The organism is Pseudarthrobacter raffinosi (genome assembly GCF_023913835.1).
Classification (GTDB): domain Bacteria; phylum Actinomycetota; class Actinomycetes; order Actinomycetales; family Micrococcaceae; genus Arthrobacter; species Arthrobacter raffinosi.
The window spans coordinates 58,185-71,250 of sequence record NZ_JAMXBG010000022.1 but is presented as its reverse complement, the minus strand read 5'-3'; the positions used below and the strand labels follow the sequence as shown (position 1 = coordinate 71,250).

Genomic DNA, 13,066 nt, shown 5'->3' with positions numbered 1-13,066 from the left:
GGCCACCGCAATGGCGGCCTTCACGCCAACCGCGCAACCGCTTCCCGCGGCTGCCTGACCAAAAAGAAACTACGCGACTGTCTCACATCCTTGACACACCTCACTGCGCAGCATCGGCCGAAGGTCTAAACCGTGCAGTACCACCTTGAGTATGCGATTGTTACAAATAGCAGCAATCGGGCCCAATCGTTGTTATGTTGTGTAGAACACCAATTTCATAGGGAACCGCTGACGAAGGACGAAATCGCGATGGAGCAGCTCGTAACCGAACGAAACTGGGCAGGCAACTACACTTACCGGGCTCCTGTGATCGTCCATCCGGGCAGCGTGGAGGAGCTGCAGGAGATCGTTGCCGGCGCCACCCGCGTCCGGGCGCTGGGCTCCCGCCATTCGTTCAATGACATTGCCGATTCCTCCGGCACGCTGGCCGTCCTTGACCGATTGGATTCTGGCATCCATGTCGACGCCCGGAGGATGACGGTGACAGTAAGTGGTGGCACGCGCTATGGCGCCCTCGCGGCCGAGCTACAGCGCCAGGGCTTCGCACTGCACAACCTGGCGTCCCTTCCGCACATCTCAGTAGCGGGAGCGGTAGCGACCGCAACCCACGGCTCCGGGGACGGTAACCGCAATCTGGCCGGCGCCGTGGCCAGTCTTGAGGTCGTCACCGCAGACGGAAGCATCCTCTCTGCCCGTCGCGGAGACGCATACTTTGACGGCATGGTGGTGGGTCTCGGCGCCCTGGGCATCGTCAGCCGATTGACCCTGGACATCGAACCCAGCTATCAGGTCCTCCAAATCGTTTACGAGAACCTCGACTGGAACCGTGTACTCGAGAACTTTGACGACGTCACGTCGTCTGCCTACAGCGTCAGCCTCTTCACTGACTGGAGCGGGCAGAGAATTGCCCAAGCCTGGCTCAAACGCAGGACCGGCGACCCCAGACAGGAGGTCCCGGAATCCGGATTCCACGGCGGAAGTCCGGCTGCCGAGAACCGGCACCCGTTACCGGGAATCCCGGGCAGCAGCTGCACCCAGCAGCTCGGCGTGCCCGGGCCCTGGTCCGACAGACTGGCTCACTTCCGCATGGAATTCAACCCAAGCAAGGGCGAGGAGCTCCAAACCGAGTACCTCATCCCCCGCGAGCACGCTGTGGACGCGCTTCGCACCGTGCGCAGGATCTCGGATCTCGTCACACCACTGCTGCTCATCGGCGAGATCCGCACCATCGCGCGAGACAACCTGTGGCTGAGCCCGAACTACGGCCGCGACGGCATCGGCCTGCACTTCACGTGGCGGCAGGACCAGCCGGCCGTCCACGCGATCCTGCCCCTCCTTGAAGCGGAGCTCGCACCGTTTGCCGCAAGGCCGCACTGGGGCAAGCTGTTCCACGGCGGTGTCTCAGCCATCGCGCCTCTTTATCCGCGCTTTGGTGACTTTATCGCCCTTGCCGACCGGCTGGACCCGGCCGGGAAGTTCCGCAACAGCTTCCTCAAGCACACAGTCTTTGGCAACTGATGGGTCACTACGATGCCCTCCCCCACTCCACGGTCCGTGCCGTCCGTCACAGAGCAGCTGCCGCCGTCCGCCGAGACGGATCCGTCTTGCCGGAACGACCTTGGCCTGATTACCCCCTTGTTCATCACCACCGGGTCCTGAGCCGCGCGCAGACCACCAAGAGGACGGCACTGAGCAGGTCAACAGTGGGCACCCTCCTCGGCCAGCTCGTTGCCGGGGACTTGTTTACGAGACAGCCTCTTCAGGCGAAGCGCAGGTGGGCAGGCCAAGCCCCGAGGTTCACCCGAGCCCGTCGACTGCGGCGATGGCCGTGTACCTGAAAATTCCTGCCTTCACAATCGGTCTCCTCGGCCTCGGCGGAAGCCGCCGGAAGGAAACCCGCTTTCCCAACGAACGCATCCCAACCGCAAGGGAATCTGTCAACACCGCAACGGCCGTCACAGAGGGTATGCGCTCGGAGCTGGACGCCTCTTACCGGATCGCGGGAATCGGAATGGCCGTGCCGGGCCTTGGTGAACTACACCGACGGGGGTAGCCCGGCACGCTCCCCACCTCGGTGGACACTGTGACCGCCCTTCGTTAGGGCGGCCCCACGTGTTCCCGCATTTTTCCTGCGGTCCCCATCACGACGAAGGCCCATGTAGAAACCTACGGGGCCCGGGGATCGACTCATCGAGGATCCTTGGGATTCACGGCAGCCGCTGCACCGGCGGGGCGCCTAGTGCGGAGCTGGGTCCCGGTGCACGAGCGTCCGAAGACCTACTACCTAGGACGGCGAATTCCGGGGGAACATGATCGAGCAGAACGGTTCAGCAGCAACCGCCCGGTTTGCGTGCAACACGTGGTAGCGCGCAGGGCGCTGTGGTAGTGGTCCTTTGAACTGCTGGTTTACAAATGTTCTGCATGGAGGGCAATATCTGCATTCAGTTGCAATTCCAGCCTCTCTGCGTGCTCGCTTTTGAGCTTGGACGAGCCTCCCGTACTTCAAAGCCACCAGATGGCGCCAGAGCGGGTCATTTTCAAGCGGCGGCGCTACGACCGAAAATATTTTCGAAGCCGATTATTCTTGATCACCAGTAAGGGCGGCGTTCGCGGCGGCAGCGCGGTACCGCGCGAGTACTTCGGGGGTGGGCGACGCGGTAACTTTCCGCGCAACCCCGGTGGCCCAATTGGGGAACTCTCCGGTTAGGAGCCCGGCGGCTTGCCGCGCGGCGCCATCCGCTACATATTCTCCCGGTTCAGGCACAATGACAGGAAGACCGAAGACTGCGGCAGTTATTGCTTGCAGGGCTTCAGAGCGTGCGCCTCCACCGACGAGGATGAGACGTTCGACGGTCACTCCCTGATCGGTGAGCGCAGCAAGTCCATCGGCAAGGGAGCATACGACCCCTTCGACAGCCGCGCGGGCGAGATGGCCCGGAGTGAAATTTGCCAGTGTCATTCCATGAAGGGAACCCGTTGCATCTGGCAGATTCGGTGTCCGTTCACCTTCGAAGTAAGGAATGAGGACCAGTCCGCCGGCCCCGGCGGGTACCGATAGGGCAAGCCGGGAAAGTTCAGCAACATCAAGGGAGAGCAAACGGGCTGTCGCATCAAGTACACGTGAAGCGTTCAGCGTGCAGACAAGTGGCAGAAAGTTTCCTGTTGCGTCGGCAAATCCTGCCACCTGTCCTGACTTATCGGTGACCGGTGTATCGGAGACAGCGAACACCGTACCGGATGTACCTACGGATACGACAACATCGCCCACGCCGGCGTTTACACCCAGGGCTGCGCCGGCGTTGTCGCCTGCACCGGCTCCAATCAGAGCACCTGAGGGTGTCTTTAGGTCTGATTGCAATGGACCGAGTACGAGAGGCAGCGCCGGTACGTGCCCGAGCGTGCGCTCCAGGACGTCCGTCAGATAACTCCCCATGGCAGGTGACCAGTATCCGGTGCCGGAGGCATCTGACCGGTCGGTTCGCAGTGCGGCCAGCCCCTCCGCGCCGCTTCCCGGCCCGTATCCCGCCAGCCGCCAACTCAGCCAGTCGTGCGGCAGGCAAACGGCAGCGGTACGTGCTGCGTTTTCCGGTTCGTTCTCCGCCAGCCAACGCAGCTTGGTCGCCGTGATCGAGGCCACCGGGACAGTCCCGGTGGCCTCGGCCCAGAATGCCGGCCCGCCTGTCTCCTCGATGAGTGCCTGCGCCGCAGGGGCCGATCGGGTGTCATTCCAGAGCAGTGCCGGTCGGACCACCGCACCATCGGCATCCAGGCAGACCATCCCGTGCTGCTGCCCGCTCACCGAAACGGCGGCCACATCATCCAGACCACCAGCTGCATTGATGGCCGACTGTAGCGCGGTCCACCAGAGCTCCGGGTCAATCTCCGTGCCCTCGGGGTGACGTGCCGAACCTTTACGGAGGAGAACACCGGTTTCGGCGTCCCGAATGACGATTTTGCAGGATTGGGTGGAGCTATCCACTCCGGCGACCAATGGCATGGCTGGGTTCTTTCAAAAGGGTTTGAATCAAAACGAATCGTGTGGTGCGCCGTCGGACCCGGACAAACCGGGTCCGACGGCGGGCATGGAGTGCTTTCGCCCTTAGCGGGCGTTGAGCAGGTGCTCGATGGCGAGCTGGTTGAGCCGGACGAACGCGAAGGAGCGCTCCCCTGCCTTGCTGGCGTCGAAGTCCTCGAACGAGGACTTGTCCGCGAGCAGGTCCGCCGTGGATTCACCCGCAGTGAGCGTGGGTTCGCCGAGTTCGAAGACTCCGGAGGTTTTCAGGGCTTCCTGCACTTCAGGGTCGGCGCGGAAGGCGAGGGCCCGTTCCTTGAGGAGGAGGTACATGGCCATGTTGGACTTCGCGGACTCCCAGACGCCGTCGTAACCGTCGGTGCGGGAGGGCTTGTAGTCGAAGTGGCGCGGGCCGTCGTAGCGAGGGCCGCCGTTGGGGAAGCCGTTCTCCAGAAGGTCCACGGTGAAGAAGGCGCTGGTGAGGTCGCCATGGCCGAAGACGAGGTCCTGGTCGTATTTGATGCCGCGCTGCCCGTTGAGGTCGATGTGGAAAAGCTTGCCCGCCCAGAGGGCCTGGGCGATGCCGTGGGTGAAGTTCAGGCCCGCCATCTGTTCGTGGCCGGTTTCGGGGTTCAGGCCCACGATGTCGCCGTGTTCGAGCTGGGCGATGAACGCCAGGGCGTGGCCGACAGTGGGCAGGAAAATGTCGCCGCGGGGTTCGTTGGGTTTGGGTTCGAGGGCGATGCGCAGGTTGTAGCCCTTGTCCTTGATGTAAGCGGCGGCGGTGTCCACGCCTTCCTTCATCCGGTCCAGCGCCGCAGACAGGTCCTTGGAACCGTCGTATTCGCTACCTTCACGCCCGCCCCACATCACAAAGGTTTCCGCGCCGAACTCGGCAGCGGAGTCGATGTTGCGCAGGACCTTGCTCAGCGCGAAGCGGCGGACGGAACGATCATTGGAGGTAAACCCGCCGTCCTTGAAGACCGGGTGGCTGAACAGGTTGGTGGTCACCATCGGGACCTTCAAGCCAGTCTCGGCAAGAGCTGACTTGAAGTTCTTCAGGATCAGCTCCCGTTCCGACGCCGTGGCATCGAAGGGAACCAGGTCATTGTCATGGAAGGTGACGCCGTAGGCGCCCAGTTCGCTAAGCCGGTGGACGGCCTCGACCGGGTCCAGTGCTGCACGCGTGGCAACGCCGAAGGGGTCGGCGCCGGTCCATCCGACTGTCCAGAGGCCGAACGTGAAACGGTCTTCGGGTGTGGGTTGTACTGTCATTTCTAGCACCTCTTTGGGATGGTGGGATTGATTGGGTTGGCTTGCTGAGCGTGGTCCAGCTATAGGACCGGTTCTCTCGCATGCCTGAGGTCCTGATATCGGAGCCCAGTCGTTTGGGACAGGCTCTTGGTCAGGGGTGCCCCGGAGATTCTTTGTGAATGCGTTCGAGGATTTTGACAACTTCCAGGGCCTCGTGCGGAGCAACGGGTGCGGCGCCTGTTCCACGAATGGCGGCGGCTACGCCCTCATAAAAGGCCGGGTAGCTGCCCCTTTCGGTAGGGACTTTGGAGGGTGGGGGGTAACCGGCGGCTGAGATCCCCAGCGTTCCCCAGGTCTCCTCGGGCATGATGCCGTATCGGTCGTCGTCCGGCAGAAGGCCGGAGGCCAAGGCTGGTTCCTGACCGTCCAGCCCGTATGAAACGTAAGCTCCCCCCGTACCCAGCACACGGAACCGCGGTCCGGGCTGGCCACCCAGTCTGCTCATCCACAATCGTGAGCACACCCCAGATTTGTGATGGAGTTCGATGTAGCTAGCGTCATCGTTGCCGCCACCGGCTCGGACTGTTCGCAGATCTGATCTCACATTCGATACCGGGCCGAAGAGGACAAGGGCCTGGTCAATCAGGTGGCTTCCCAGGTCAAAGGCCACTCCGCCACCAAGTGAGGGGGGTGTAACGTCCTGCCATTTGGTGTCCGCCTCGGGCGCCCAGTGCTCGAAACTGGATTCGAATTGGTAAATCTTTCCCAGCTCGCCGGCAGCGATGATCTTCTTAATGGTGAGAAAATCTCCGTCCCATCGTCTGTTTTGGAAAACGATCAGCGGTTTGTCGGCCTCTTCGGCTTTTTGGATCAGCCGCTCAGCGTCGGCCACGGACGCGGCAAAAGGCTTGTCAACAACGAGACCCACTCCCCTGTCCAAAAAGGCCATGCCTTGGGCGAGGTGCGTGGAGGGCGGGCCAGCTAGAACGACGAGATCAAGCCCAGGGGCGTGGTCCAGGAGTTCGTTGGAGTCGGCAACAATGGTGGCCTTTGGGTGGTCACGCTGTGCCTGCCTCCTGCGGCTCGAGTCATTTGTTGCAATGAAATCCAAGGAGAAAGAGGGGCTGGCTTCGATGAAAGGACAGTGGAATACTTTACCTGCAAGACCGTATCCGACGACTCCGACGCGGATAGGGCGGTCTGCCTCAGTTTCGGGTGTGATGGAAGTCATAATTGAAGAGTACGCTGTTATCCTGCATTTGTTCAAGCAAACTACATATTAAAATTTGATCGACGGACGCGATGGCCACTCAATGGACTCTGCGGTCCTTCACCCCTCACTCTTAGAAGGGACGGTGTCCAATTGAGGCTCTGCAGGAAACACGACGGTTGGAGATGCTGTGTCGACGAGTAGCTTCTCTTCGCCCAGGGATGCCGGACCACGGCCGCAGGCAATGGGAAATAACCTGGACAGTGTCCGTCAGCACAACCTGTCCACGATTCTTACGCTGGTACATCACGCAGGGAGCATCCCAAGGGCACAACTTACCCGGCGGACCGGGCTGAACCGGTCCACCATAGCGGCCCTGGTGGGCGAACTGGTTGATCTCCGCTTGGTCACAGAATCCTCGGGGGAGACAACCAGCCAGGTAGGACGGCCGAGCTCCGTTGTGCAAACCAACCCCGATACGGTCGCGATTGCGGTGAACCCCGAGGTAGACGCTGTAACCGTGGGGGTGGTCGGGCTGGGAGGGGTTGTCCAGAACCGCATCCGTTTTCCCACGGAGAAACCTCCGACGGTTCGCGAAGCTGTGAACATCACCTCGGCGATCATTGCGGGCATTCAGGGCGGCCTTCAGACTGAAACGCGCATTGTTGGAATTGGAATCGCCGTTCCCGGCTTGGTCTGCCAGAGCAACGGACTGGTCCGCCTGGCTCCGCATCTTGGGTGGAAAGACGAGCCGCTGACGGAAATGCTGGCGGACGCTACCGGATACCCCACTTCCGCCGGCAATGATGCAAGCCTTGGCGCCCGTGCAGAACGGACGTTTGGCGCCGGCCGTGGCATTGACGACATGATCTATCTCAACGGCGGAGCCAGCGGCGTCGGCGGAGGAGTCATCTCCAGCGGTGTCGCACTCGGCGGAACCAGTGGGTATGCCGGAGAGTTGGGCCACACTCGTGTACGTAGCGACGGCAGGGCCGACAGCGCCGGTGTCCGCGGCACATTCGAGTCAGAAGTGACAAGGTTGGCGTTGCTTGAGGTTCTGGGCCTGTCCTCCGCCGACACGGATGAACTCGAACAGGCACTGTTCGCCGCCAAGTCACTGGCGGTCCGTTCCGAAGTGAACCGACAGCTGGACTTTCTCGGCATCGCTCTTGGCGGCGCCATCAACATTCTTAATCCGCGACTGATTATTCTGGGAGGCTTCCTCGGATCCCTGTATGCGCTGGACCCCGAACGCCTTCACAAAGTGGTCGCGCATGAGGCCCTTCCAGTGTCATGGAACGACGTCACGATTTCCCGGCCAAAGCTGGGGGCCGACCTTCTCATGGTGGGGGCAGCGGAGCTAGCGTTCTCACCGCTTCTCGCCGATCCCGCTGGCTTATCAGCCCAGAAAGCAGGGAGGGTGCCCGACAAATCCTCCCAAGAGTCAGAGAGGACGGCCCTTAATGGCAGCCGATGAGTTTACTGTCAGCAACGGTCGCGGTCTGGTTATGACCGTCAGCAGCTTCGGTGCACGCCTCGTTGAGCTGCAGGTGCCGGACAGAAACGGCACACCTGACAATGTGGTCCTAGGCTTGGACACACTGGAGTCCTACAAGCGCCACACTGATTTGTACCTTGGAGCCACCATCGGCCGGGTGGCTGGACGTATTGCGGGGGGACGTTTCGTTTCGGTCGATCTGGACGTCCAGCTCGACCGAAATGAGGGAAACAACCATCTTCACGGGGGCAGCTCCCGAAGTTTCGACCGTGTTGACTGGTCGGTGACCGAATCGGAACCTGACGGCGGCAAGGGCATCGTCTTCGAATATGTCAGTCCCCATCTGGAGGAGGGCTACCCTGGGAATTTGTACGCACGCGTCGAATACCTGCTCACAGACACGAATGAGATGTGGACGGTCTTCACGGCAGCGTGTGACCAATCCACGCCGGTCAACCTCACTAATCACAGCTACTGGAATCTCGCCGGTGGGAACGTCCCCGTAACAGACCACCACCTGATGATTGCAGCGCAGAACGTACTGCGGACGGGCCCGGACCTCATCCCCACGGGCGCCCTGCAGCCCGTGGCGGGTACGGCACTCGATTATCGCCTACGGCGCCCAATAGCAGACCTGCTCCCCGCCGAGGGCGGTGAGCCGTGGCCGGGACTGGACCATACCTACGTGCTGGATGCCCGCGACGGCAGCCATCAGCTCGCCGCCACCCTCTACGACCCGGCGAGCGGCCGCACCATGGAGCTGTTGACATCCGAGCCGTCACTGCAGGTCTACAGCGCTAACCGGCTGCCCAGAATAGCGGGGCGCAACGGTTCCATCTTTGGTGCGGGACACGCTCTTTGCCTTGAGCCCCAGCACATCCCTGATTCACCTGCCCTCCCAGGGTTTCCCTCGATTGTTCTGTCGGCAGGCCGCCAGTACCGCCACAGCAGCTGTTACCGATTCAGCGCCACATGATTGACCAATTCAAGCCGCTCCCGTAGTAGGCGAGTGCCGTTTGCGGCACCCGGGCACTGCGTTCACTGGCGTTGCGTTGGAGGAGGCGGTCACAGCTGCCACTAAAGGTCAGTGGTTCCTCTCAACTTATTGCCTTGGTTGCCGGTAATCGCCTCACTTATTCCAAAGCCACTCCCGTGATGCACTCCGAGTCGCCCCGGTACGAGAGGTCCTTGACCGGGCCGCCATACCTCTTTGCAGCCCGCCATTGGCTGGAAAGTGTGGGTTTTGAGGGCTACGTTCGCAAGCCGACAGAATCCGACATTAAAACCTGGCCGGCAATCATTGCTTTTGTTGTTAGACCCAACTATATTGGTTGGTAAGTGACTTGGGTCACCCTCGAGGGATCCTTATCCCACGCTATTTTCAACGATGAGAAGGAGCGCACGCGTGACTGAACGCCCAGCCCCTGATGCTGACGGTTTCCTGCTCAATGTCCAAGGAATCAGCAAGCACTATCAGGGTGTTACCGCCTTGGACGCCGTCGGACTCCAGGTCCGTCCCGCCGAGATACACGCATTGCTCGGTGGCAACGGCGCCGGCAAATCGACGCTTATCAACATTCTTTCGGGCCTCACCTCCCCTGACTCCGGAACGATCATGCTGTCGGGCAATCGGCTGGAGCTGCGCCGGCCCACCGATGCGCTGGGCAGCGGTATCAATACCATTCACCAGGAGCTCTCCCTGGTTCCTGCCCTGACGACGTTGGACAACATCTTTCTTGGCAGAGAAGTAAATGCACGGTTCCTTGGTTTAAACGTGAGGCTGGACCGCCGCCACATGGAAGATCGTGTGCGGTCCCTGGCCTCCGAGTTCGGGCTCACGGAGGAAGACCTGAAGCTGCCCGTCGGCGAATTCGGAGCCCTGAAGAAACGGGTCGTCGAAATCGTCAAGGCTCTGGCCTTTGACACCCGCCTCCTGATCCTCGATGAGCCAACATCGGGCCTTGAAGAAGAGGAGCGCCTGAATCTTTTCGAGCACATGCGCCGCCTGCGCGGCAAGGGAGTCTCCCTCATCTGGGTGACGCACCATCTTGAGGAACTCTTTGGGCTCGCTGACACTGCCACCGTCTTCAGGGACGGCCGCCTCGTCGGTACCGTTGAGGTTCCAGACACCTCCGTTGACGATCTGCTGGGCATGATGTTCGGCATAGCCGCAGGGGAATTCGGCTCCACGGCCACCGCAGCGGTCGTCACGGAGGCAGAAGAGTCCCGCGAAGAAGTCCTCCGTCTCACCGATGTCAACCGCAGCTACATCCTCCGTGACATTTCCCTTACCGTCCATAAGGGCGAAGTCCTGGGGATCGCAGGGCTCGCGGGGGCAGGCCGCACAGAACTCGCCCGCGCGATCATGGGCATCGACAAGATCAGCAGTGGGACTGTGCACCTGAAAGGCAAGGCGGTCAAGTTTTCCGATTCGAGCGCCGCCTATCAAAAGGGGCTGGCGATGCTGCCCGAGGACCGGAAGCAGCTGGGCATTCTGCCTGAACTGTCTGTCTCGGAAAACATCTCCATTTCCAGCCTTGATCGGGTCTCGTGGCTGGGTTTCGTTCTGAAAGGCCGCGACGAGGTGTCCCAGGCGGAAAGCTACCGGCAACGTCTTGGCATCAAGACCGCCGATGTGAGGGAAAAAATTCGGAATCTCAGCGGTGGAAACCAGCAAAAGGCCATTGTCGCCCGTTGCCTTAACACCAACCCCGATCTGCTGATTTTCGACGAACCTACCCAGGGCATCGATGTCTCCGCCAAAGTCGAGGTCCACAACCTGATCCGTGAATTCGTGGCGAACGGGGGCGCAGCCATCGTTATCGCTTCGGAGATCGGGGAGCTCGTCGAGCTGAGCCATCGGGTCATCATCATGAAAAAGGGGAGGCTCGTGGGCTCGGTCGACCATGTCCCCCATGCCCTGGTCTCGGGCCAGTTTGAAGCCGTCAAAAACCGTATCCTCGCAATGTCTGCAGGCAGGACCGAATCATGAACTTCCAACGGGCTGCGTCCCGCATCCTTTCTACCAGCGGCGTTCCCATCGTCATCGCGCTGGTCATCGTCATCATCGTCTTTCAGATCATGTCTCCAGTATTTTTGACCTCGGGAAGCGTCCGCGACTACATCAATAACGCTATCCCGATCCTCCTCCTCACCGTCGGAGTGGCAATCGTGATCGTCGGCGGCGGCATCGATCTCTCCGTCGGAACCGTCGCGGGACTCAGCGCCGGTACCACGATGTGGGCACTCGTCTCCGGCGCCCCAACATGGACGGCCGTGGCTGTAGGCGTTGCCACCGGGCTGGTCTTCGGCCTATTCAACGGGCTGATGATCACAGTATTTGGAATCAATGACTTTATCGTTACCCTCGCAACACTGAATATAGCCGGCGGCCTGCTCATTGTCCTGACGGAAAAGGTTCCACTCCAGGGCGTCAGCACCCCAGGCTTCTCGGACCTTGTATACGGAAACTTCCTTGGGGTTCCCACGGGATTCTGGATAGCAGCGATCATTTTTGTCCTCATGCAGTTCCTCCTCATCAGAACTGTCTTCGGACGCCGTATCTTTGCCATAGGCATCGCCCCCGGTGCGGCAAATGTCGCCGGCGTGAACGTGAACCGCGTCAGGCTCGGAACCTTCGTTATCTCGGGGCTGCTCGCCGGCGCAGCCGGTGTCCTGTTGGCATCACGCCTGGGGGCCGTCCAGGCCTTCCTTGGCAACGGCTACGAATTCGTTGCCATCGCCGGGGCAGTTCTGGGTGGCGTGAGCCTCGCCGGAGGCAGAGGCTCAGTCTGGGCGGCGGTCGCCGGCGGGCTCATGCTCGCCACTCTCCAGCAGGGACTGCGGCTTAACGGTGTGGACCCGGTGTACTTCAGCATCGTGACTGGACTCTGCATCGTTGCCGGAGTTGTCTTCGATCGAAGAATCCAGCAGTTGGTACTGGGCGGTATTAGGAAACGCAGCAAAAGTGGCCCTACACCTCCGGCGCCGGCAAAGCTCCAGGAAACACACTTGCTCGGCACAGGGAAGCAGGACTGAGAAATGGAAACGACTTCATTGAAGAAGAACCAGACTGTGGTCGACCGCGTCGTCACCCGTCTGCTTGTCGACCCGACGCTGGGGGTGCTGGCCCTGTTGGTGCTCATCTGTCTGCTGGCAGCGTTCACACTGCCGGTGTTTCTCAACGGCTCAAACCTCTACAACCTCGTCAATAACAGCCTCGTGGTCATGATCCTGGCCATGGGCATGACGGTCGTTCTGGTCTCCGGAGGCATCGATCTGTCGATAGGCACCACGATGGCACTCTGCGCTGGTGTCTCCGCGGCCGCCATGAACTTTGGACTGCCGCTGTTCGCAGCGCTCCTGGCCGCACTGGCCATGGGGGCTCTGGTCGGCCTGGGCAACGGCCTGCTGATCACCCGTCTCGGGCTGCCGGACTTCATCGCGACTCTTGCAATGCTTGGTTTCGCCAGTGGTGTCCTGTACATCTGGACCAAGGGTGTTCCGATCATCGGCTATATGGTTCCCGAGTTTTACATCATCGGCGGTCTAACCCCGTTGGCAGGGCCTCTTACACTGCCGATGGTCATCGCGCTCCTTGTCGCGCTGGTGCTCGGAGGAATCCTGGGTTTCACCCGCATGGGAACTCACTTCTTCGCCGTGGGAAGCAGCAAGACCGGCGCCATGCAGTCAGGCGTGCGCGTGGACAGGGTGCGCATGCAGGCATACATCTTCAGCGGTTTGGCCGCCGCTGTGGCGGGCATCATCATGGCAGGTCGCAACACCAACGTCCCGGCCGATCTCGGCAATGGTTATGAGATTCAGGCCATCGCCGCAGCCGTCATCGGTGGTGCCGCACTCTCAGGAGGACGGGGTCGCATTCTGGGAGCCATCCTCGGAGCAATTACGCTGGCCGCCGCCGTCAACCTGATTAACCTCGTCGGCGTCCCTTCGAGCTACCAAAAAATAGTCATCGGAGGCATCCTCGTCGCGGCAGTCCTCGCCAACCGCATCAGCGCGATCGTCAGTGGCAAGGTACGGCAAAGAAAAGCAATGGTCCTTGAAGGAATCCCCGCCTAGGAAATACCAGCAT

Annotated in this window: 9 protein-coding genes; 6 read left to right on the top strand and 3 right to left on the bottom strand. The window is 61.0% G+C overall.

Annotated elements, in window-relative coordinates; genetic code table 11:
- Window positions 1-249: 249 nt before the first annotated feature.
- Complete coding sequence (locus NG697_RS18100; RefSeq protein ID WP_252608286.1) at window positions 250-1,518, top strand: FAD-binding protein; 1,269 nt, start codon at window positions 250-252, stop codon at window positions 1,516-1,518.
- A gap of 1,060 nt (window positions 1,519-2,578) precedes the next feature.
- On the opposite strand, the gene xylB is transcribed toward NG697_RS18100, so the two are convergent.
- From xylB to NG697_RS18085, 3 genes are all read right to left on the bottom strand, one after another.
- Window positions 2,579-3,997, bottom strand: coding sequence for a xylulokinase (gene xylB, locus NG697_RS18095; protein WP_252608279.1), 1,419 nt, complete (start codon window positions 3,995-3,997; stop codon window positions 2,579-2,581).
- A 102-nt stretch (window positions 3,998-4,099) separates the two neighbouring features.
- Window positions 4,100-5,287, bottom strand: coding sequence for a xylose isomerase (gene xylA / locus NG697_RS18090; RefSeq protein WP_252608276.1), 1,188 nt, complete (start codon window positions 5,285-5,287; stop codon window positions 4,100-4,102).
- 130 nt (window positions 5,288-5,417) lie between these two features.
- Complete coding sequence (locus NG697_RS18085) at window positions 5,418-6,497, bottom strand: Gfo/Idh/MocA family protein (protein ID WP_252608274.1); 1,080 nt, start codon at window positions 6,495-6,497, stop codon at window positions 5,418-5,420.
- Window positions 6,498-6,855: 358 nt separating this feature from the next.
- Between NG697_RS18085 and NG697_RS18080 the strand changes: the two genes are divergently transcribed.
- The 5 genes from NG697_RS18080 to NG697_RS18060 all read left to right on the top strand — a co-directional run bounded on the left by NG697_RS18080 (window position 6,856) and on the right by NG697_RS18060 (window position 13,053).
- The gene (locus tag NG697_RS18080) at window positions 6,856-7,953 is read left to right on the top strand and encodes an ROK family protein (RefSeq protein WP_252614861.1); all 1,098 of its coding nucleotides are present in this window, start codon (window positions 6,856-6,858) and stop codon (window positions 7,951-7,953) included.
- Window positions 7,940-8,950: an aldose epimerase family protein gene (locus tag NG697_RS18075; protein WP_252608272.1), complete on the top strand. Its 1,011-nt coding sequence runs from the start codon at window positions 7,940-7,942 to the stop codon at window positions 8,948-8,950. Before NG697_RS18080 ends, NG697_RS18075 begins: the two co-directional genes overlap by 14 nt.
- 429 nt (window positions 8,951-9,379) lie before the next feature.
- Window positions 9,380-10,966, top strand: a complete 1,587-nt coding sequence (locus NG697_RS18070; RefSeq protein ID WP_252608271.1) for a sugar ABC transporter ATP-binding protein — start codon at window positions 9,380-9,382, stop codon at window positions 10,964-10,966.
- Window positions 10,963-12,012, top strand: coding sequence for an ABC transporter permease (locus NG697_RS18065; protein ID WP_252608270.1), 1,050 nt, complete (start codon window positions 10,963-10,965; stop codon window positions 12,010-12,012). The genes NG697_RS18070 and NG697_RS18065 overlap by 4 nt, the downstream gene beginning before the upstream one ends.
- A 3-nt stretch (window positions 12,013-12,015) precedes the next feature.
- Window positions 12,016-13,053, top strand: a complete 1,038-nt coding sequence (locus NG697_RS18060) for an ABC transporter permease (RefSeq protein ID WP_252608269.1) — start codon at window positions 12,016-12,018, stop codon at window positions 13,051-13,053.
- The last annotated feature ends 13 nt before the right edge of the window (window positions 13,054-13,066 follow it).